This is a genomic window from Ramlibacter sp., assembly GCF_035655895.1.
GTDB lineage: Bacteria > Pseudomonadota > Gammaproteobacteria > Burkholderiales > Burkholderiaceae_C > Ramlibacter.
In genome coordinates, this window is the sequence record NZ_DASRTN010000006.1 from 377,856 (window position 1) to 398,917 (window position 21,062).

The following is a 21,062-nucleotide window of genomic DNA, read 5'->3' on the forward strand; positions in this document are numbered from 1 at the left end:
CGCATCGGCAACCTGCCTGCGCCGCAGCGTGAAGGATGCACGCCGGGCGGGCCGCCGGCAGCTCTTCCATGCGCTACCCTTGCCGCCGACAAGAACAATCGGAGGTCCCTTGCCCCGTCATCCCTACGTCCGCGCCCTGTGGCTGGTGCTGGCCCTCGCCGCCGGCCGCGCCCATGCCCTGCAAGCCGTGTCGGTCTCCCCGCAAGGCGAAGTGGCCCGGGTGCGGCAGGTGGTCGTCAAGCTCGACGCTTCCGGCGCCACCTTCGGCGACCCGAAGTCGGCGGCGCCCGTGCAGCTGGCGTGCAGCGACGCCCAAGCCACGGCCGGCACGGGCCGCTGGACCAGCGACCGCGAATGGGTGTTCGACTTCCGGGACGACCTGCCGCCGGGTGTCAGCTGCACGTTGCAGACCCGGGCCGGCTTCAAGTCGCCCCAGGGCGCGGAACTGGCTGCCGGCACCTGGCGGTTCACCACGGGCGGGCCCTTCGTCCAATCGATCTGGCCTGCTGGCGGGGGCATCGACGAGGAGCAGTATTTCCTGTTGCGCCTCAATGGCCCGGCGACGCTGGAGAGCCTGCAGGCCGGCGTGAGCTGCAGTGTCGAGGGGCTGGGCGAGCGCGTGCCGGTCCGCCTGCTGGCGCCCCGCGAGCGCGAGCCGTTGCTCAAGGCCCAGGGCCTGGAGAAGGAAGCCGCCCGGGAGCCGCTGCGCCATGCCGCGCTGGCCTGCAACCGCAAGCTGCCGCCCGATGCGCGCGTGCAGCTGGTCTACGGCATGGGCGTCGCCACGCCCAGCGGCGTTCCCAACCGGATCGAGAAGCGCTTCGCGTTCCAGGTTCGCGAGCCGTTCGCCGCCAGCTTCAGCTGCGAACGCGAGAACGCGCAGGCGGCGTGCCTGCCGATCCGGCCGCTGGCGTTGTCGTTCAATGCGCCCGTGCCGCGCCGCATCGCCGAGAAGATCCGGCTGCGCAGCGAGAAGCAGGAGTTCAAGCCCGAGTTCGACCCGCGTGCCGGCGACGGCGACGCGGTGGTCAGCGGCGTGACCTTCAAGGGGCTGTTCCCCGAACGCACGGCCTTCGCGCTGGAACTGCCCGGGGATTTCCAGGACGCGTCGGGGCGTGCGCTGCGCAACGCGGACAACTTCCCGCTGAAGGTGTCCACCGGGCCGATGCCGCCGCTGGCCAAGTTCGCCGCGGCGCCGTTCGGCATCGTCGAGCGCTACGCCGAGCCCGACAGCGGCCCGCTGCTGCCGGTCACGCTGCGCAACGTCGAGGCGGCGCTGAAGATCCAGGGCCTGCAGGCGTCCAGGGTGGGTGACCTCACGCCGCGCAGCGACGCGGACATCCTGGCGTGGATGCGCAAGGTGAGCCGGTACGACGACTGGTTCGTCGAGCGCGGGGACGCATCGCGCGACGTCAGGCACCCGCTGCCGCCGGCGCTGGAAGGCCAGGACCGCAGGCGCGTCGAGGCGCGCACGCTGTCGCTGCTGGCGGGCCAGGCCGGCGTCCGGTCGCTGGAGCTGCCCAAGCCCGCGGCGGGCGACCCGCGGCCGTTCGAGGTGGTCGGCATCCCGATGACGCCGGGGTTCCACGTGGTCGAGATCGCCTCGCCGTTGCTGGGCCAGTCGCTGCTGGATGCCCGCTACGGCGCGCAGCGCACGATGTATGTCCGCACGACCGCGCTGGTGACCAACCTGGCCGTGCACTTCAAGCTGGGCCGCGAGAACGCGCTGGCCTGGGTGACCACGCTGGACAAGGGCAAGCCGGTGGCGGGCGCGACGGTGCGCGTCTCGTCCTGCGACGGCAAGGAGGTGGCCACCGCCACCACCAACGCCCAGGGGATCGCCGACCTGAAGGGTGTCGGGCCGCAGCCGCCGGCCTGCTTCGGCGACGACCAGCAGCAATGGCGCACCGCCTGGTTCGTCAGCGCCCGCGCCGGCGATGGCCGGGGCGGCGAAGACCTGGCGTTCACCTTCAGCGACTGGAACCGGGGCATCGAGCCCTGGCGCTTCGACGTGCCGGTCAGTCGCGAGGCCATGCCCGACCAGCGGCTGCACACCGTGTTCGACCGCACGCTGCTGCGGGCGGGGGAGACGGTGTCGATGAAGCACATCGCCAGGGTGGAAACGCGTGGCGGGCTGTCGGTGCCGACGGACCTGCCGACCCAGGTGATCGTCACGCACGTGGGGAGCGGCACGCAGTTCAAGCAGGCGCTGGCCTGGCGGCGCACCGGCACCGGCGGCCAGAGCGCGGAAGGCGAATTCAAGGTTCCGCCCGCCGCCAAGCTGGGCGTGTACGAGGTCGCGCTGGCGACGTCGCGCGGCGAGACCAGCACCGGCAGCTTCCGCGTCGAGGAGTTCCGGTTGCCGGTGCTCGAGGGGCGGATCGCCCCCCTCGACAAGCAGCTGGTCGGCGTCGACAGCGTCCCGGCCGGCGTGCAGGTGAACTACCTGGCCGGCGGCGGCGCGGCCAACCTGCCGGTCCGCGTGTCGGCGATGGTGCGTCCCAAGGTGCCGTCGCCTCCGGATTTCGAGGCGTTCAGCTTCAACCCGCCGCGCGGCCGGCGCGGCGACAGCGGGCACGGCGACGAGGAGGCCTCGACGTCCGGGGACGCCCGCGTCATCGCCGACAAGCTGCCGATCACGCTGGACAGGCAGGGCGCCGGCAAGGTGACGGTGCCGGACGTGCCCCGGTCCAGGCAGCCGCAGGAGCTGGTGCTGGAGGCCAGCTATGCCGACCCGAACGGCGAGGTCCAGACGCTCCGGCACGTGGCCACCGTCTGGCCCGCCGCGGTGGTCGCAGGTCTGAAGACCGAGAGCTGGGTGTCCAGCAGCCAGGCGATGCGTTTCCAGGCACTCGCGCTGGGCCTGGACGGCAAGCCGGCCGCGGGCGTGGCGCTGAAGGTGCAGGCACAGGTGCGAGTCACCACCAGCAGCCGCAAGCGCATGGTCGGCGGCTTCTACACCTATGACAGCAAGACCGACCTGAAGGACCTGGGGACGGTGTGCAGCGGCACGAGCGACTCGCGCGGCCTGCTGCTGTGCGAAGCCCGGCTCCAGGAGGCCGGCGAGGTCGAGCTCGTCGCCTCGGCCACCGATGCGCAAGGCCGCACGCACGAGGCGGCAGGCTCGGTGTGGGTGACCCGGCAGGGCGAACTCTGGTTCGGCGGCGACAACAGCGACCGCATCGACGTGCTGCCGGAGAAGAAGGCCTACCAGCCGGGGGAGACGGCCCGGCTGCAGGTGCGCATGCCGTTCCGCTTCGCCACGGCCCTGGTGGCGGTGGAGCGCGAGGGGATCGTGCGCACGCAGGTGGTCCAGCTGCGGGGCGACGACCCGACCATCGAGCTGAAGGTCGAGGAGGGCTGGGCACCCAACGTGTACGTCAGCGTGCTGGCGCTGCGCGGGCGGCTGCGCGAAGTGCCGTGGTACAGCTTCTTCACCTGGGGCTTCAAGGCGCCCCGCGAGTGGTGGCACGCCTGGCGCGACGAAGGCCGTGACTGGGTGGCGCCCACCGCGATGGTGGACCTGTCCAAGCCGGCGTTCCGCCTCGGCCTGGCGGAGTTCCGCGTCGGGGCGAGGGCGCACGAGCTGGCGGTGGCCGTCAAGCCGGACCGCGCGTCGTATCCCGTGCGCGGGCAGTCGCGCGTGACCATCGCGGTGAAGAAGCCCGACGGGTCGCCGGCGGCCGGCGCCGAAGTGGCGCTCGCGGCGGTCGACCAGGCGCTGCTGGAGCTGATGCCCAACGACAGCTGGAAGCTGCTGGACGCCATGCTGCAGCGGCGCGCCTGGGGCGTGGAGACATCGACGGCGGTGATGGAGATCATCGGCCGCCGGCACTACGGGCGCAAGGCCGTGCCGGCAGGCGGTGGCGGCGGCAAGAGCCCGCAGCGCGAGCTGCTGGACACGCTGCTGCTGTGGAATCCGCGCGTGGTGCTCGACGCCAGGGGCGAGGCGGTGGTGACCGTGCCGCTGAACGATGCGATCACCAGCTTCCGCATCGTGGCCGTCGCCGACCACGGCGCGCAGCTGTTCGGCACCGGGCAGGCGACGATCCGCACCACGCAGGACCTGCAGGTCATCAGCGGACTGCCCCCGCTGGTGCGCGACGACGACCAGTTCCGCGCCCAGCTGACGGTGCGCAACACCACCGGCAAGGCGATGAAGGTCGAGGTCGCGCCGCGCGCGACCGGCCTGACGCTCGCGCCGCAGCAGGTCGAGGTGCCCGCCGGCGAGGCGCGGGAGGTCGCATGGATGGTCGCCGCGCCCGCCGCCCTGGCGCAAACCCGGGCCGGCGCCATCCTCTGGGAGATCGAAGCGCGCGACCTGCTGGGCGGTGCGCGCGATGCGCTCAAGGTGAGCCAGCGCATCGTGCCCGCCGTGCCGCTGACGGTGCAGCAGGCCACGCTGGTGCAACTGGACGGGCCCTACGCGCTGGAGGTGGCGCCGCCGGCCGATGCGCTGCCCGTCGCCGGCGACAAGCGCGGGGGCCTCAAGGTGGCACTGCAACCGAAGCTGGCCGAAGGCCTGCCGGGGGTGCGCGACTGGTTTGCCAACTATCCCTTCGCCTGCCTGGAGCAGAAGACCAGCAAGGCGGTGGGCCTGCGCGACGAGAAGCTGTGGCAGTCGGTGGCGTCGCAGATCCCGACCTACCTGGACGCGGACGGCCTGGCCAGCTACTTCCCGCCGCGCGACGGCGAGGCCAACCGCGGCAGCGACATCCTGACCGCCTACGTGCTGGCGGCCACGCACGAGGCGGCGGCCCTGAATCCCGGCTTCGCGCTGCCCGACGACGTGCGGGCGCCGATGGAGCGCGGCCTGGCGGCGTTCGTCGAAGGCCGCATCCAGCGCGACTTCTGGAGCCCGCGCAAGGACCTGGACGTGCGCAAGCTGGCCGCGCTGGAGGCGCTCTCGCGCTATGGAAAGGCGCAGGCCCGGCAGCTGGGCAGCATCACCATCGCGCCCAACCAGTGGCCCACCAGCGCCGTCATCGACTGGATGAACATCCTGCGCCGCGTGCCCGACGTGCCGCAGCGCGAGCAGCGCCTCGCGGAAGCCTCGCAGGTGCTGCGCGCACGGCTGTCCTACCAGGGCACCAAGCTGGTCTTCAGCACCGAGCGCGACGACTACTGGTGGTGGCTGATGGCCAGCGGCGACACCAACAGCGCCCGCCTCATCCTCGCCGTGCTGGACGACCCGGCCTGGAAGGACGACATGGGCCGGCTGGCCAACGGCTTCATCGGCCGCCAGCAGCGCGGCGCCTGGCTGACCACCACGGCCAACCTCTGGGGCGGGCTGGCCCTGGAGAAGTTCGCGCGCAAGTTCGAATCGGTGCCGGTGGCCGGCGTCACCCGGGCCGTGCTGGGCACGCAGGCCGGCACCGTGGACTGGGCCAGGGTCGAGCGGGTCAAGCCTTCCGACGCCGGTGGCGCGCCGAACGAGCGCTCGGTCTACGGCGCGCCGGCCAGCCCCGGCACGCTGCGCAACAACACGGCCATGCTGCCGTGGGGTGCAGGCAAGGACACGCTCACGGTCACGCACCAGGGCGCGGGCAAGCCCTGGCTCACGCTCCAGTCGCTGGCCGCGGTGGACCTGAAGGCGCCGTTCTTCGCCGGCTACCAGCTGAAGAAGACCGTCACGCCGGTGGAGCAGGCGGTGGCCGGGCAATGGAGCCGGGGCGACGTCGCGCGCATCACGCTGGAAGTGAACGCCTCGGCCGACATGACCTGGGTGGTGGTCAGCGATCCGGTGCCGGGTGGCGCGACGATCCTCGGCACCGGCCTGGGCCGCGACTCGCAGATCGCCACGCAGGGCGAGAAGCGCAGCGGTTGGTCGTGGCCGGCGTTCGAGGAGCGCAGCTTCGAGGCCTTCCGCAGCTATTACGAGTACCTCCCCAAGGGGGCGGTCAAGGTCGAGTACACGGTGCGCCTGAACAACGTGGGCGACTTTTCGCTGCCGCCCTCGCGGGTGGAGGCGATGTACGCGCCGGAGATGTTCGGCGAGCTGCCGAATGCGCGGATCAAGGTGGAGGCAGGACGATGAAGCGACGCGACGTGCTCGGGGCCGGTGCCCTGGCCATTGGCGGGGCCGCCTGGGGCGCCGCGGCCGACTGGGAGCAAAGGCTCGGTTATCCCGGCGGCTGGGGACCCCAGCGCAACTGGACCGACCGGCAGTACCGCGTCGGCAACTACTCCGGCGGCTACGAGTCCATGTTCCGTGCCCGGCGCATCGCGGCACCGGCCGGCGCGGCGCCGCTGGCGGTACTTGCTCCGGAAGGCGTGAAGGCGTTCGAGCCCGTCGCCGCACAGGCGCAGGCCTATCTGCGCGCGTGGCCGGTGAGCGGGCTGCTGATCGCGCGCCGCGGCACCGTGCTGTTCGAGGCGTACCAGTTCGACCGCAAGCCCGAGATGCGCATGACCAGCTGGTCGATGGCCAAGAGCGTAACGTCGCTGCTGCTGGGGATCTGCATCGACCGCGGCCTGGTGCGGTCGCTGGATGACAGGGCGGACGACTACGTGCCGGCATTGCGCGGCACGCTGCACGGCGGTGTGACGCTGCGCAACCTGGCCAACATGTCCAGCGGCGCCGCCATCCTGCACGACCGCGACAACCCGACGATCTATCCGCGCGCCTTCCTCGACGGGGGCTCGGACCTGGAGGCGGTGGTGCGCTCGTGGAACGCTGCCCAGGAGCCGCAGGGCACGCGCTACAACTACAACGAGCTGTGCCCGCTCACCGTCGGGATGGTGATCCGCCAGGTGACCGGACTGCCGCTGGCCGAGTTCTGCCAGCAGGCGCTGTGGCAGCCGCTGGGCGCCGAGGGCGATGCCAGCTGGCTGTGCGACGGACAGGGGCACGAGTTCAACTGCATCGGTTTCGGCGCGCGGTTGCGCGACTGGGCGCGCCTGGCGCAGCTGGTGGCGCAGCGCGGCGCCATCGACGGCAGGCAGGTGGTCAGTGCGCGCTGGATCGACGAATGCGCCTCGTGGTCGGCGGCCGACGCGCAGGTGCGCTTCGGCCAGGCCGCGCCGAAGGTCGGCTACAAGTGCTTCTTCTGGCATGGCCGCGCCGACGGCAACTGGATGATGATGGTCGGCCACGACGGCCAGCGCATCATCATCGAGCGCACCACCCAGACCGTGCTGGTGCAGACGGCGCTGGACCAGTCCGCGCTCTGGGTCCCGGCCCTGAGCGACATCATGGCCGCGGCGATGCGGGCCCCGGTCGGCGTGTAGAGGCGGGACACCGATGCAGCGCATTGCCGCCGTCCTGCTGGCATTCTGCGCGGGCGCCGCCTGGGCGCTTCCGGCTTTCGACGAGGTGAAGCAGGCGCACCGGCCTTCGGACATCCAGGTGCTGGACCGCCACGGCGAGCTGCTGCACCGGCTGCGGCGCGACGACCAGGTGCGGCGCGGCGAGTGGGTGGCGCTGGAGGACGTCTCGCCCGCGCTGCGGCTGGCGATGGTGGTGTCGGAAGACCGGCGGTTCTGGGAGCACCGCGGCGTCGACTGGCGTGCTGTCTCGTCGGCCGCCTGGGGCAGGCTCTGGCACCAGCGCACGCGCGGCGCCTCGACCATCACGATGCAGCTGGCGGGGTTGCTGGACGACGACTGGAAGCCCGGTGCCGGCGGCCGCACCGTGCCCCAGAAGCTGGGGCAGGCCGCGGCCGCGCAGGTGCTGGAGCGGCGCTGGCGCAAGGACCAGGTGCTCGAGGCGTACCTCAACCTGGTGCCCTTCCGCGGCGAGGTGGTGGGCATCGACGCGCTGTCGCGCACCCTGTTCGGCAAGGCGCCGCACGGGCTGGACGCGCAGGAGGCGGCCATCGCCGCCGCGCTGGTGCGCGCGCCGAATGCCGCGGCGGGCATGGTGGCGCGCCGCGCGTGCGGCTTGCTGCGAGACATGGGCGAGGTGGCCGACTGCATCGGCCTCGACCTGATGACCACCGGCGCCTTCCAGCGACGCGCGTTCGCGGCCAGCGAGGGCATCGCGCCGCACCTGGCGCGGCGGGCGGTGGCCGTCTCGGGCGGGCAGGCCCGCATCGTGACCACGCTGCGGGCCGACGTGCAGCGCGTGGCCTTGGAGGCGCTGCAGCAGCAGCTGCGCGAGCTGCGCCGCCGCCATGTCGAGGATGGGGCCATGCTGGTGCTGGACAACGCCAGCGGCGACGTGCTGGCCTGGGTCGGATCCTCCGGGACGCTGAGCCAGGCTGCGGAAGTGGACGGCGTGACGGCGCTTCGCCAGGCCGGCTCGACGCTCAAGCCTTTCCTCTACGCGCAGGCCATCGCCGAGCGGCGGCTGACCGCGGCGTCGCTGCTGGACGATGCGCCGGCCCACATCCCGACCGCGTCGGGGCTGTACATCCCGCAGAACTACGACCACCACTTCAAGGGAATGGTGTCGGTGCGCACCGCGCTGGCCTCGTCGCTGAACGTGCCTGCGGTGCGGGCGCTGGTGACCGTGTCGCCGCACGCGTTCCATCGCCAGCTGCGCGACGCCGGCCTGCCGCTCAAGGACACGGGCGACTGGTACGGCTACAGCCTGGCACTCGGCAGCGCGGACGTGCCGCTGCTGCAACTGGCCAATGCGTACCGGACGCTGGCCAACGGCGGCCGGGTGTCCGACGTGCGCTGGCTGGCGTCGCAGGCGCGCGCGCCGATGCGCCCGGCCTTCGACCCCGCAGCAGCGTTCATCGTCGGCGACATCCTGTCCGACCCCAATGCCCGTGCGCGCACGTTCGGCACGGACAGCATCCTGGCCACCCGGTTCTGGACAGCCGTCAAGACCGGCACCAGCAAGGACATGCGCGACAACTGGGCGGTCGGCTGGTCGCAGCGCTACACGGTCGGCGTGTGGGTCGGCAACGCCAGCGGCGCGGCGATGCACGACGTCAGCGGCACCAGCGGCGCCGCGCCTGCGTGGGCGGCGGTCATGCGGCACCTGCACTCGCGGGAGCCCTCCCGCGTGCCCGTGCCGCCCGCCGGCGTGGTGCAGGCGGCGGTCCGCTTCGAAGGCGGCCTGGAGGCGCCGCGGGGCGAATGGTTCATGGCCGGCACGCAGCAGGCGCTGGTCCGCCTCGACGGGGATGCCCCGGCGGCCGAAGCCGCGCCCCGCATCCTCTCGCCGGCCGACGGCACCATCGTCGCGCTGGACCCCGACATCCCCGCGAACCGCCAACGTGTCGCGCTGCGTTCCACCGCAGCGCGGGGCGTGCGCTGGCAGCTCGATGGCCGCGAGTTCGCCCAGGGGACCGACGCGGGCTGGCTGCCCTGGCCGGGGCGTCACCGGTTGCGGCTGGTGGCCGCCGACGGCCGCACGCTCGACGAAGTGCAGGTGGAGGTGCGCGGAGCGGGGTTGCGTCCGGCGCCAGGCAAGACCAAGGCGGCCGATTCCCCGCTCCCGGCGAACCGTCAGCCGGGACGTGCCGACCTCCCGGCCAGATAGGCTGGAGGGGCGCGCAGCCAGAACCCCGGCCGGCTCTGGTCGGCGCGCCGGCAAGGGATGGCAGGCTCAGCCACGACAATGCGCACTTCGTCGCCTCGATGGCGGACTCTCCCGCCTCCTGGCTCGCTCCTTCGTTCACCATGAGCGCTCCCACCTTCCTCTCGCTGGGCCTGTCGCCCTCGCTCGCCAACGCCTGCACGCAGGCGGGCTTTTCCACGCCTTCGCCGATCCAGGTGGAAGCCATCCCAGCCCTGCTGCGCGGACAGGACCTGCTCGGGCTGGCGCCCACCGGCTCGGGCAAGACCGCGGCCTTCGCGCTGCCGTTGCTGCAGCGGTTCGTGGTCGGGCGCCAGGAAGGCTTCCGGCGCGTGCGCGTCCTGGTGCTGGTGCCCACGCGCGAACTGGCGGCGCAGGTCGGCGACGTGTTCCTGCGCCTGGGCAGTTCCCCGACGCGGCCCCTGAAGCTGGCGGTGGTCCACGGCGGCGTGTCGGTGAACCCGCAGATGATGCGGCTGCGCGGCGGTGCCGACATCGTCGTGGCCACGCCGGGCCGCCTGCTCGACCTGCTCGAGCGCAATGCCGTGCGGCTGGACACCGTCCAGGCGCTGGTGCTCGACGAGGCCGACCGCCTGCTGGACCTGGGCTTCGCCGCCGAGCGCGAACGGGTGCTGGCCGCGCTGCCGGCGCAGCGCCAGAACCTGCTCTTCTCGGCCACGTTCCCGCCGGACGTGCAGGCCCTGGCCGATGCCCTGCTGCATGACGCGGTGCGCGTCGCGGCCGCGTCGCAGGCCGAGGCCCTGCCGCAGATCGACCAGCGGACGATCGCGGTCGACGCCTCCCGCCGCACGGAACTGCTGCGCCACCTCGTGCGCGAGGGCGGCTGGCGCCGCGTGCTGGTGTTCGTCGCGACCCGCTACGCCACCGAGCACGTCGCGGGCAAGCTGGCGAGCCGGGGCGTCCAGGCGGCGCCGCTCCACGGCGCGATGAGCCAGTCGCAGCGCACCCGCGTGCTGGAGGACCTGCGCGCCGGCACCGTGAACGTGCTCGTGACCACCGACCTGGCGGCCCGCGGCATCGACGTGCCCGGGCTCGCCGTGGTGGTCAACTACGACCTGCCGCGTTCGCCCGACGACTACGTGCACCGGATCGGCCGCACGGCGCGCGCGGGCGCGAGCGGTGCCGCGGTCAGCTTCGTCAGTGCGGCAACCGAGGCGCACATGCGGCTGATCGAGAAACGCCAGGACGTGCGCCTGCCGCGCGAGCAGGTGGCCGGCTTCGAGCCGCTGGAGCTGGCGCCGCCCGTGCCGGCGGAGGCTGGCGCGGGCGGCATCAAGGGCAGGAAGCCCAACAAGAAGGATCGCTTGCGCGCCGCGGCGGCCGGGCAGGGCGGCGGTCCGCAGGGCAGCGTCGGCTAGCGCCGTTCGGCGCGTGCGACCTCCGCCCGAGCCGTCGCCGTGCCACGGTCGGGCCGTCCGACCCCGCGGGCGGCCGCGCGGTGGCGGCGCAAGCCGGGCCGTTGCTACAGCACCATCCCGCCCGACACCTCGATCCGCTGCCCGGTGATCCAGCCGGTGCCCTCGGAGAGCAGCGCAGCCACCGCGCCGCCGACGTCGTCCGGCAGGCCGGCGCGTCCCAGCGCGGTGAGGCCGCCGATCTGCGCGTTGAGGTCGGCGTTGTCGCGCACCCGGCCACCGCCGAAGTCCGTCTCGATCGCCCCGGGCGCCACGGTGTTGACGGCGATCCCGCGTGGGCCGAGTTCCTTGGCCATGTAGCGCGTCAGCACCTCGATGCCGCCCTTCATGGCCGCGTAGGCGGCTGCGCCCGCGAAGGTGAAGCGGGTCAGGCCGCTGGAGGTGTTGACGATGCGGCCGCCGTCCGCGATGAGCGGCAGCAGCTTCTGGGTCAGGAAGAAGGTCGCCTTCAGGTGCACGGCGTAGAGCTCGTCGAACTGGGCCTCGCGCGTCTCGGCAATCGGCGCGTGCAGGCCCGTGCCGGCGTTGTTCACCAGCTGGTCGAACCGCTCGCGCCGCCAGGTGGTGGCCAGGACCTGCTGCACGCGCCCGGCGAATGCCGCGAACCCACCGCTGTCCGCCACATCGAGCGGCAGGGCGACCGCACGCCGGCCGAGCGCCTGGATGCGCTGCACCACGTCGTGCGCCTGGGCTTCGTTGCTCCTGAACGTGAGGATGACGTCGGTGCCGTGCGCGGCCAGATGGAGGGCGATGCTGCGGCCGAGCCCGCGGCTGCCGCCCGTGACCAGGGCGATGCGGGGAGTGGACGTGGTGGAGGTGGTCGGTGTGGTCGAGGGGGTCATGGAGATCTCCGGCAAGTGGAAGTGGGTTCACTCTAGGCGTTCCGTCCGACCGGATAAATGCGGCGTGGCGACACGAACTGTTCCGTCATGACGGACAATGCCCGGATGGAACTCCATGAACTGCAGGTGTTCGCGCGGGTCGCCGAGCTGGGCAGCTTCACCCGGGCGGGCGAGCAGCTGGGGCTGGCCAAGGGCCGGGTCTCGGCCGCGGTGCAACGCCTGGAGGCCCAGCTCGGGACGCGCCTGCTGCAGCGCACGACCCGGCATGTGCGGCTCACGCCCGACGGCGAGCAGTTCCTTGCGCGCTGCCGGGACCTGCTGGCCGACGCGGAGCAGCTGCGCGGCATGTTCCAGCCCGCGGCGGCCGGCCTGCGCGGGCGGCTCCGGCTGGACCTGCCGAGCACCTTCGCGCGGGACGTCGTGATCCCGCGGCTGCCGCAGTTCCTGGCCTCGCATCCGCTGCTGGAGATCGGGATCAGCAGCACCGACCACCGGGTCGACGTGGTGCGGGAAGGCTTCGACTGCGTGCTGCGCATCGGCGCGCTGGCGGATTCGGAGCTGGTGTCCAGGCCGCTGGGCGAACTGCCGATGTGCAACCTGGCCAGCCCGGCCTATCTGCGGGCCCATGGAACCCCCGTGTCGCTGGAGGATCTGGCCCACCACCGCGTGGTCCACTACGCCGCGCGGCTCGGCACGCACGGGGCGGGTTGGGAGTACCAGCAGGATGGCGTCGTCCGCGTGCATCCGATGCGCAGCACCGTCGTGGTCAACGGCACCGACGCCTACCAGGCGGCCTGCCTGGCCGGCCTGGGGCTCATCCAGGCTCCCGTGCGCGGCACCCGGCGCCTGGTGGAAGCCGGCCAGCTGGTGGAGGTGCTGCCGCAGTTCACGGCCGCCCCCCTGCCCGTGAGCCTGGTGTATCCCCATCGCCGGCAGGTGCCGCCGCGCGTGCAGGCGGTCATGCAGTGGCTGGCGCAGGTGGTGGCGCCGGAGCTGGCCGCAGCCGAGCCCGGGCCGCCACCGCGCGTGCTGCGCCAGCGGTCGCGGCGGGTGGGCCGCTGAAGGGCGGTGCGCGTGCGAGGCGGGCGACGGCGGCAAGCGTGACCGGAGGCAGCCCGTCTTCCAATCGACCGAAGCGACTCGGCTGACGGCACGTCGTCCGCGCGGTCACGTCGTGAGCGCCGTGCCGATGAAGCCGGCGCCGAGCAGGGCGGTCGCCAGGCCGCAGCAGCGGGCGAGGGCCCGGGCGCCCTGGCCGGACAGGGGGCCGCGGTGGCACAGCACGATGTACGTGGCGTGCGACAAGGCCGTGCATCCGGCAAAGGCGATCACCTGCAGCATCGCCGTGGCCGCCGCCGCACCCGACACGGCCGGTACCACCGCGCCGAAGAACAGGTAGCTCTTGGGGTTGAGAACGGCCACGGCCGCGCCCTGCAGGAAGGTCGCCGCGGCCCCCGTGCGGACGCGCTGGTGCCGGTCGCCGGGATCCGCCGGCGCGGCCGGACGCGTCGCCGCCCGCAGGCCCAGGACCATCAGGGATGCGCCGCCGGCGAACTGGATCGCCCGCAGGACGGAGGGGTCCGTCGCCAGGGCGTGCAGCCCCAGGACGCAGGCGGTGCCGACCACGAGGACCCCGCCGACATTGCCGAGGGAGCTGAGCGCCGCGGTCCGCGGTCCTGCCGAGAGCGCATGGGCCACGGCCAGCGTGACCGCCGGCCCCGGCGAGAACGCCGTCAGGAGCGCGACGGCCAGAAATCCCAGCCAGGCGTGCAGCATGGTGCTCAGGCCCGCGCGCTGCGCGACGCTGCAGGAGCTCCTGCACGGGCGGCCGGGCCCGGGAAGAGGCGCATCGCCGCCGCGGCGCAGAGTGCGACCAGCAGCCAGGCCGCGGGCCATCCGGCCATCGCGAGTGCCAGGGGCACGGCCAGTGGCGTGAGGAAGTAGGCGCCGAAGGCCAGCGTGTTGCCCAGCCCGAGCGCCGTGCCGACGCGCGCAGGACCGGCCGACGTGGCCAGCTCGGTGAAGGCAACGCCGTGCCAGCCGGAGGCGACCGTCCCGGCGAGCACGAGGCAGGCGACGCCGGCGTGCATGGCCAGGGTGCTCGCCGGGCGGGCCGCCAGCAGGGCCGACAGCCCCGCCAGAATCACGAACACGGCGCCGGAGACGGCGCTGCAGGTCCGCAGGAAGGCCGGACGGTTGCGGCGGCGGTCCGTCCACGCGCCGCTCCCGATGCGCAGCGCTGCGGCGGCCACCTGGTACGTGGCCATCCAGGCACTGGTGGCGACGACGCCCAGGCGGGCCAGGTCGTGGAGGAAGACCGCCATGAAATTCAGCACGGCGATCTGGCCGACGCAGAGGGCGCCGATCCCGAGCGCGATGCGCCAGACGCGGCGGTCGAACGGTATCCTGGGGGCGGATTCGCCCGGACGCTGCGCGAGCGGGATCGAGGCCGCCGCGGCAGGGCGGACGCAATGCCAGCAGTAGACAGCTGCCATCAGGCAGCAGAGCGCCAGACCCGCAAAGACAGGTGCGAACCCGCAGGCACGCGCAGCGGCCGGGACGGCGAGCGCGCCCACGGCACCGCCCACCGGCAGGGCCGTCTGCCGGATCCCCATGGCCAGGCCGCGTTCGGCTTCGGAGAACCAGGCCATGACGGCACGCCCGCTGGACCCGTTGAGACTGCCGCCCGCCAGGCCCAGCAGCGCCATGCAGGTGACCAGATGCGCCAGCGAGGGCAGGTGTGCTGCCGATGGCGAGACGAAGGCGGCCATCCAGAGCAGGACCGCTGCGGTGAGGCCCAGCCCCGCGAGCAGCACGCTCCGGTCGCCGGCCCGGTCGGTGACCATGCCCCAGGGGAGTTCGCTCAGGGCGATGCCCAGCCCGACGGCGCTGAAGGCGATGCCCAGGTCGCCCGTTGAGAGCACGTACTGGCTCCGCAGCAGGACCGCCGCGGCCGGCAGGCCGGAGATGGCGGCCGAGAACGCGGCATTGGCCGCAAAGCCGGCGGCCAGCACGTGCCAGCGCCCTGCCGCCTGGCCTGCCACGGGGTGTCCTGGCGCCGCGCTCACCGCAGGTCCTCCACGGGCAGCACCTCGCCGGGCCGGGCGATGCGCGCGCGCCCGCCAGGCGCCGCGGCATGCGCACCGGGCGCCCTGGGCGTCCCGGGCGCCGCCACCCGGACCACCGGGGGTCGCCCGGACTTCTGGCACGAGATCGTGCGGCGCCTGCGGACCGCAGGGGTGTGCACATGGAGGCACCCCTGGCAGGGGAGCGTGGAGGGAATGGACACGGCACCGGTGCGACACACGGGGCCGGCGCCGCCCGGCTGGTCGGAGAAGAGGACATGCATGGTGGGTGGGGGCTCGCAAGGAAGCTCGGTCGGGAACGTCGAGGCATTGGACATTCGTGCGCCACCCGCCGCAATCGAGCCCGATGCAAATGACTGTTGCGTCAGGCGCACTAAACTCCCGGCGTGGCGTCCGTTCCTTCCACCCCCGTCCTCGGCGGAGCCCTGCTCGAAGCCGGCCACCTGGACGAGGTGCAGGCGTTCGTGGCGGTGGCGCAATGCGGCAGCTTCACCGCGGCTGCCGGCCGGCTCGAGCGGAATGCGTCCACGGTGTCGCGACGGGTCGCGGCGCTGGAGGCCCGGCTGGGCGTGCGACTGGTCGCCCGCACCACCCGCCGGGTGGCACTGACGGAAGCCGGCACGAGCTATCTCGCGCGCATGACGGCGGTGCTCGAGGAAATCGCCCACGCCGACGCCGAGATGGCGGCCCACGGCGACGTCCCCCAGGGGTCGCTGCGGATCTCGCTGCCGCGGGCGTACGGCCGGCTGTGGGTCGCGCCGCTGCTGCCGGTGCTGATGGCGAGATACCCGACCCTGCGGATCCAGGCGCACTACGCGGACCACTTCGTCGATCTGGTCGGCGAGGGCTACGACGTCGCGGTACGGCTGGGCAAGCTGGCCGACAGCACGCTGGTGGCGCGCAAGGTCGCCGCCGTGCGCCGGCGGATGGTCGCCTCGCCGGCGTACCTGGCCAAGCACGGCACGCCGGCGCGCCCAGAGGACCTGCTGCAGCACAGGTGCCTGGGCTTCGCCGGTTTCCAGCGCCGCTCCAGCTGGATCTTGCGCCAGGGACTTGAACGTCGCGAGATCGCGGTGCCCCTGGCCATGACTTCCGACGATGCCGAAACCCTGGTCATGGCGGCGGCGCAGGGGGCCGGCATCGCCGTTGCGACCGACTGGCTGCTGGACAAGCACCCCGACCGCGACCGCCTGTTGCCGGTGCTCCCCGAATGGGACGTGGGTGAGGAGAGCGCCATCCACCTCGTGACGCCGAGCGTGCGCTTCGTCCCGGCCAAGACCAGGGCGTTCGTCGAGCTGGCCATGCAGGCCCTCCGGCGCGATCCGGTGGTGGTGCCGCCAACGCGCTGACGCGGCCCCTCCAGGCCTTACGGGCCGTCCGCCGGGCGCGTGGAGGCTGACCACGGGCCGAACGCTGATGGCTGCCTCAGCAGCGGTCCTACAGCAGCACCGGACGAGCCAGAAGGCCGGCGCACCGCGTGCGGCCGAACAATGGGACATGTTCGCAAACGGCGGATCCCGAGCGGTCCGACACAGACATGGCCGATGAAGCAGACCTCGCGTTCGATTCCGAGCAGCGCTACCTGAACCATGCGCTGGCCACCCGCGGCCAGCGCAGCCGCATCCTCCAGCCCATGGGCAGCTGCCACCACTGCGGTAACACTGACGGCATCGCCGACCGCCTGTTCTGCGATGTCGACTGCGCCAGCGACTGGGAGTACGAGCACAGCCTGCGCAGCCGGCTCGGCCTGCCGGCGGCGACTGCATTGCACTGAAGCCCGGCACGTGCAGCGACGACGCCGCCTGTTGAAAGTAAGCAACCCGACCGGTTCCAAGCCGTAACGGCTTGGTGGGCGTGCCACCGCGCCGATGTGAGCGCCGGAGCGTGCGACGGCCGCGGCGCGTAACCGCGGAAACCACTGGTTGCGAAGCGGGCTCTGCACGGCCGCGCAGCAGACCGGCTTCTTCTACAAACCCTGGATGCCTCGCACCCCTGCCGTGCGGGACCGCAGTTTCTTCGGGAGACACCATGCAAGCACGCCCTCACTGGCCCCGCGGCGCCGTCATGCCGCTCCTCGCCGGACTTCTGCTGGCCGTCTCGGCCTGTGGCGGTGGTGGTGGCGGCAATGCGCCAGGCTCCACCGCGTCGACCGGCGCCACCGGTGCGGCCACCGCACTCGGCACCAGCGCCTCGGGCGTGACGGCGGGCGCCACCGAAGTCCGGTACACGATGGGCCCCGTGACCGTCGCCAACGACACGACCGTGGGCTACCAGTCGCTGCGCGGCATGGACGTGACGGCCGACGGCGGCTACCGCATCGTCTGGGACATGGCCGAGTTCGACAGCAGCGGCACGCTGCAGCGGACCTACTTCGAGCAGCGCTACGACGCCACCGGGCAACGGGTCGGCAGCGAGACGGTGCTCCCGTCGCTGCCCGCCGGGCTGATCGGCGACCGCGTGGACCAGGTGCCGGCGCTCGGCGGCGGCTTCCTGCGGTTCGTGTTCAGCAACGAGATGCGGGCCAGCCTGTCGCTGCAGCACGTCTCCGACACCGGCGAGCCGCTGGATCCGGCGATCGAGCTCCAGGCCGCGAGCCACTCGCACGAGCATGCCGGGCTGCGCTTGCCCAACGATGCCATCGCCATCGCCTGGCAGCCCGTGAGCTCCGTCGGACCGGGCGAGCTGCGCACCGCCGTGCTGACGCCGGGTCCGCGCTGAGGCGGCGGGCGCGCTGCATGCCAGCGCCTGCACCGGGTCCCGCGGGATGGCAGGCGCCTGGCAGCGTCGCTGAAGCGACGGCATGTCCACGCGGCCGCATTGCTCGCCTGATCGACGCGAGGTGCTGACGCATCCAGCCGAGCTGCCTGCGCTGACGCCGGTGCGTTGTTCCTCCGTCGGTCAGCACACGTGCCCGTCTTCCTACGCGGCGGTGCAGAGGCCGCCGCCATCATGCATGGCCCATGGACTCCAGCCCGACCACAAGGCTCGAGGAGGTCTTCCAGACGTTCTTCGACATGACAGACGACTGCTGCTGCGTGTTGCAGCCGGAGGGTGAGCCGTCGGGGCACGCGCGCGGCCTGCGCCTGCTGCACGCCAATGCCAGTTGCCAGCAGTTCCTCGCCAGCCATGGCCTGCAACCGGATGCGGGCCTGCTGCGGCTCGATCCGCCGTGGACCCGGCTGCTCGAGGACGTCGCGGCGCGCGGCGAGCCACTGCGCGCCTGCCTGGCCTGGAAGGGGTCGGACTGGGTGGAGGTCCATGCATTCCCGCTGCCCGGCTCGCCGGGTTGCCTGGGTCTTCGCCTGCACGACATCTCGCAGCACCGCCAGATGGTGGAGCGGCTGATCGGCCTGCGCCGGATCTCCACCGTCGGGGTCATCTCGTGGGGGCCCGCGTTCGGTCTGGTGGACATCAACGAAGGTTTCGCGCGGATGAGCGGCTTCAGCCATGCCGAAGCGATGGGCAAGACCTGGCAGGAACTCACGCCGCCGGAGTACCACCAGGCCTCCTGGCACGCGGTGCGGCAGGTGACGGAAACCGGCGAGGCGGTGCCGTACGAGAAGGAGTACATGCGCAAGGACGGCAGCCGCTGGTGGGGTCTGTTCGCGCCGCGCAAGATCGGCGACGAAGTCATCGAGTTCGTCCTCGACGTGACCGAGCGTCGGCTCGCCGAGGCAGCGCTGCGCACCTCGGACCGTCGCAAGGACGAGTTCCTTGCGACGCTCGCGCACGAACTGCGCAATCCGCTCGCGCCGATCAAGAACGGCATGCAGATCCTGCGGCTGAAGAGCCAGGAGGCGCCAGCCACCCGCCGCACGCTGGATGTGATCGACCGGCAGCTCGACCACCTCGTGCGCCTCGTCGACGATCTGCTGGATGTGGCACGCATCACCTCGGGCAAGGTGCGGGTCGTGTTGGACGTGGTGTCGGTGGGGGACGTCCTCGCCCGCAGCCTGGAGTCCGTGCAGGCCAGCCTGGACGCCAAATCCCACCGGCTCTCCGTCGAGCTGCCGGAGGGCGAGGTGTTCGTCCGCGGCGACGCCGACCGGTTGACCCAGGTGTTCTCCAACCTGTTGTCCAACGCGGTGAAGTACACGCCGGCGGGCGGCCACATCCGCGTGCAATCGTCGCTCGCGCCGGGGCAGGTGGTCGTGAGTGTCAGCGACTCGGGCATCGGCATCCCGGCGGAGCACCAGCCGCGGGTGTTCGAACTGTTCTCGCAAGTACGCGACCACCAGGCCCACGCCGGAGGAGGGCTGGGCATCGGCCTGGCGCTGGTGGACAGCCTGGTGCGCCTGCACGGTGGCACGGTCGATGTGCACAGCGACGGGAGCGGGCAGGGCAGCACCTTCCGGGTCCGCTTGCCGCGCGTGCAGGAGCCGTCCGCCCGGCCGGCGCACGAGAACGTTCCGCAGGGTGTTTCCGCTCCGTCCCGGCGCATCCTGGTCGCCGACGACAACGTGGATGCGGCCGACACCCTGGCCAGCCTCCTGCGGGCGGCGGGCCACCAGGTCGTCACGGCGTCGGACGGCCGCGAGGCGCTGGCGCTGGCGCGGCGGTTCAGGCCGGATGTCGCGTTCCTGGACCTGGGCATGCCCGTGATGGACGGCATCCAGGCCGCACGGGAGTTCCGCGCCGATCGCGGGCTGTCCACGACGCGGCTCGTCGCCCTCACCGGCTGGGGTCAGCCGGCCGACCGCCAGCGGACGGCCGACGCAGGCTTCGACCTGCACCTGGTCAAGCCCCTGACGCCCAATGGGCTCCAGGAGGCCCTCGGCGCTGCCGCAGGGCCGAGGGCGGAGGCGAAGACCTAGATCCCGCAGTCGTTGCAGCCGTTCCAGCCGGAACGCACGGGCAGGCGGCAGGACCGCGCTGCATGGCACCGCCGCACCATCCCGTGGCAGACTCGCCGGCGGGGCGGCGCACCTCGCGTGGCAGCCGCCATCGGCCGCTTGTGCATCGCCCGACGGCCCGGGCCCCGCTCGACGTGGGAGGAATCCATGGCCAGCAAGAACACGGTCTGTCTCTGGTACGACGGCACCGCACTGGAGGCCGCGCGGTTCTACGCGCAGACCTTTCCCGACAGCGCGGTGGGCGCCGTCGTCCACGCGCCCGGCGACTATCCGGCCGGCCGGCAGGGCGACGTGCTGACGGTGGAGTTCACCGTCCTCGGCATCCCCTGCCTCGGCCTGAACGGCGGGCCGGCGTTCCGGCCGAGCGAGGCGTTTTCCTTCCAGGTGGCGACCGAGGACCAGGCCGAGACGGATCGCCTGTGGAACGCGATCGTCGACAACGGCGGACAGGCGAGCGCCTGTGGCTGGTGCAAGGACCGGTGGGGCCTGTCCTGGCAGATCACGCCGCGCGTCCTCAGCGAAGCGATCGCCGACCCGGACCGCGCCGCCGCCCGGCGCGCCTTCGACGCGATGATGCAGATGGGCAAGATCGACATCGCCGCGATCGAAGCCGCGCGACGCGGCTGACGCGGCCGGGTGCTGCCCGGTTGCGTGCTGCCCACGCCGTCAGCGCTGGGCCAGCAGGACCCGGCACCGCTGCCGCGCGGCAGTGCCTGCTCACTGCGACGGTTTGCCGGCCCCCATCGAGGAGGTGCTGCCGCCCTGGGCTGCCTTGGCCTTCTCGATCTCGACTTCGGCATTCGCGTGCGCGGCGGTGGCCTGCTTCTCGCACAGCGACTTCTGCGCGCGGTCCTGGATCGGCTCGCATTGGGCCTTGGCCGACTTGTAGTCGGCATCGGCCTGCTTCTGCTTCTGCTTCGGATCGTCGGCGCCGCCGCCGGACGAGCCGGACGCGCCCGATGCACCCATCGACTTGGCATCCTGGCCGGATGAGCCGCCTTGCGCGGACTGGCTCGACTGGTCGGTGGCCGACTTGGCCTTCTGGGCGGTGTCCTGGAGCTTGTCCTTGGCCTGGCCAGCCGCTTCGCGGGTCTTCTCGCCGACGGTCTGGGCGGCCTGCTTGGAACGGTCGGTGACGCTGCCGCCCGAGGGCGTGTTGGTCGCGGGCGTGCCGGTGGTGGCCGAGTTCTGTTGCGGCTGTTGCTGCGCCAGGGCGCTGCCGGCGATCAGGGCGGCGGCACAGCCGAGCGCCACGAGGGTGCGTTGCATGGGGTTCTCCTAGTCGGGTTCCGAAAGACGCATCTGATCGCGCCGGCTCTCGTCGAGCTTGTGGGACTCGGTCCTGTCCGGCGGTCAGGCGCTCCTGAAGGCCA

14 protein-coding genes are annotated in these 21,062 nt (G+C 72.6%); 10 read left to right on the plus strand and 4 right to left on the minus strand.

Translation table 11 applies throughout. The features are described 5' to 3' along the window. The first annotated feature begins 109 nt into the window (after window positions 1-109). From VFE82_RS04955 to VFE82_RS04970, 4 genes are all read left to right on the plus strand, one after another. On the plus strand, window positions 110-6,037 hold the full coding sequence (locus tag VFE82_RS04955) for an alpha-2-macroglobulin family protein (protein WP_324999132.1): 5,928 nt from the start codon (window positions 110-112) through the stop codon (window positions 6,035-6,037). Then, complete coding sequence (locus tag VFE82_RS04960) at window positions 6,034-7,230, plus strand: serine hydrolase (protein ID WP_324999133.1); 1,197 nt, start codon at window positions 6,034-6,036, stop codon at window positions 7,228-7,230. Before VFE82_RS04955 ends, VFE82_RS04960 begins: the two co-directional genes overlap by 4 nt. Window positions 7,231-7,243: 13 nt before the next feature. Then, window positions 7,244-9,436, plus strand: coding sequence for a penicillin-binding protein 1C (gene pbpC, locus VFE82_RS04965; protein WP_324999134.1), 2,193 nt, complete (start codon window positions 7,244-7,246; stop codon window positions 9,434-9,436). 140 nt (window positions 9,437-9,576) lie between these two features. After that, window positions 9,577-10,851: a DEAD/DEAH box helicase gene (locus VFE82_RS04970; RefSeq protein WP_324999135.1), complete on the plus strand. Its 1,275-nt coding sequence runs from the start codon at window positions 9,577-9,579 to the stop codon at window positions 10,849-10,851. A gap of 104 nt (window positions 10,852-10,955) precedes the next feature. On the opposite strand, the gene VFE82_RS04975 is transcribed toward VFE82_RS04970, so the two are convergent. Further along, a complete protein-coding gene (locus tag VFE82_RS04975) occupies window positions 10,956-11,750 on the minus strand; it encodes an SDR family NAD(P)-dependent oxidoreductase (RefSeq protein WP_324999136.1) in 795 nt (264 codons plus the stop codon). A 105-nt stretch (window positions 11,751-11,855) separates the two neighbouring features. On the opposite strand from VFE82_RS04975, the gene VFE82_RS04980 reads away from it, so the two are divergent. Beyond that, window positions 11,856-12,812: a LysR substrate-binding domain-containing protein gene (locus VFE82_RS04980; RefSeq protein ID WP_324999137.1), complete on the plus strand. Its 957-nt coding sequence runs from the start codon at window positions 11,856-11,858 to the stop codon at window positions 12,810-12,812. A 105-nt stretch (window positions 12,813-12,917) separates the two neighbouring features. Here the strand turns inward: VFE82_RS04980 and VFE82_RS04985 are convergent, their stop codons facing one another. Continuing rightward, entirely contained in the window at window positions 12,918-13,526 is a 609-nt protein-coding gene (locus tag VFE82_RS04985) for a LysE family translocator (protein WP_324999138.1), read from the minus strand. Between the two features lie 5 nt (window positions 13,527-13,531). Further along, entirely contained in the window at window positions 13,532-14,794 is a 1,263-nt protein-coding gene (locus tag VFE82_RS04990) for an MFS transporter (protein WP_324999139.1), read from the minus strand. A 428-nt stretch (window positions 14,795-15,222) separates the two neighbouring features. Between VFE82_RS04990 and VFE82_RS04995 the strand changes: the two genes are divergently transcribed. The 5 genes from VFE82_RS04995 (at window position 15,223) to VFE82_RS05015 (ending at window position 20,316) form a co-directional block, all read left to right on the plus strand. After that, window positions 15,223-16,185 carry a LysR family transcriptional regulator gene (locus VFE82_RS04995; RefSeq protein WP_324999140.1) on the plus strand — a complete coding sequence of 321 codons (963 nt, stop codon included), beginning with the start codon at window positions 15,223-15,225 and terminating at the stop codon, window positions 16,183-16,185. A gap of 188 nt (window positions 16,186-16,373) precedes the next feature. After that, window positions 16,374-16,610 carry a hypothetical protein gene (locus VFE82_RS05000; RefSeq protein ID WP_324999141.1) on the plus strand — a complete coding sequence of 79 codons (237 nt, stop codon included), beginning with the start codon at window positions 16,374-16,376 and terminating at the stop codon, window positions 16,608-16,610. A 254-nt stretch (window positions 16,611-16,864) separates the two neighbouring features. After that, window positions 16,865-17,554, plus strand: coding sequence for a hypothetical protein (locus VFE82_RS05005; protein ID WP_324999142.1), 690 nt, complete (start codon window positions 16,865-16,867; stop codon window positions 17,552-17,554). Window positions 17,555-17,796: 242 nt separating this feature from the next. Then, window positions 17,797-19,650, plus strand: coding sequence for a hybrid sensor histidine kinase/response regulator (locus VFE82_RS05010; RefSeq protein WP_324999143.1), 1,854 nt, complete (start codon window positions 17,797-17,799; stop codon window positions 19,648-19,650). Window positions 19,651-19,836: 186 nt separating this feature from the next. Then, window positions 19,837-20,316 (plus strand): VOC family protein, encoded by a 480-nt coding sequence (locus tag VFE82_RS05015; RefSeq protein WP_324999144.1) that lies wholly within the window; start codon window positions 19,837-19,839, stop codon window positions 20,314-20,316. A 90-nt stretch (window positions 20,317-20,406) separates the two neighbouring features. Here VFE82_RS05015 and VFE82_RS05020 read toward each other — a convergent pair whose 3' ends face one another. After that, entirely contained in the window at window positions 20,407-20,958 is a 552-nt protein-coding gene (locus tag VFE82_RS05020; protein WP_324999146.1) for a hypothetical protein, read from the minus strand. Window positions 20,959-21,062 lie beyond the last annotated feature (104 nt).

Excerpts from the sequence above, each read along its gene's own strand:
- VFE82_RS04960 (WP_324999133.1), top strand. The coding sequence starts at position 6,034 with ATGAAGCGACGCGACGTGCTCGGGGCCGGTGCCCTGGCCATTGGCGGG.
- VFE82_RS04985 (WP_324999138.1), bottom strand. The coding sequence starts at position 13,526 with ATGCTGCACGCCTGGCTGGGATTTCTGGCCGTCGCGCTCCTGACGGCG.
- VFE82_RS05020 (WP_324999146.1), bottom strand. The coding sequence starts at position 20,958 with ATGCAACGCACCCTCGTGGCGCTCGGCTGTGCCGCCGCCCTGATCGCC.
- VFE82_RS04970 (WP_324999135.1), top strand. The coding sequence starts at position 9,577 with ATGAGCGCTCCCACCTTCCTCTCGCTGGGCCTGTCGCCCTCGCTCGCC.
- VFE82_RS05005 (WP_324999142.1), top strand. The coding sequence starts at position 16,865 with ATGCAAGCACGCCCTCACTGGCCCCGCGGCGCCGTCATGCCGCTCCTC.
- VFE82_RS05015 (WP_324999144.1), top strand. The coding sequence starts at position 19,837 with ATGGCCAGCAAGAACACGGTCTGTCTCTGGTACGACGGCACCGCACTG.
- VFE82_RS05010 (WP_324999143.1), top strand. The coding sequence starts at position 17,797 with ATGGACTCCAGCCCGACCACAAGGCTCGAGGAGGTCTTCCAGACGTTC.
- pbpC (WP_324999134.1), top strand. The coding sequence starts at position 7,244 with ATGCAGCGCATTGCCGCCGTCCTGCTGGCATTCTGCGCGGGCGCCGCC.
- VFE82_RS04975 (WP_324999136.1), bottom strand. The coding sequence starts at position 11,750 with ATGACCCCCTCGACCACACCGACCACCTCCACCACGTCCACTCCCCGC.
- VFE82_RS04980 (WP_324999137.1), top strand. The coding sequence starts at position 11,856 with ATGGAACTCCATGAACTGCAGGTGTTCGCGCGGGTCGCCGAGCTGGGC.
- VFE82_RS05000 (WP_324999141.1), top strand. The coding sequence starts at position 16,374 with ATGGCCGATGAAGCAGACCTCGCGTTCGATTCCGAGCAGCGCTACCTG.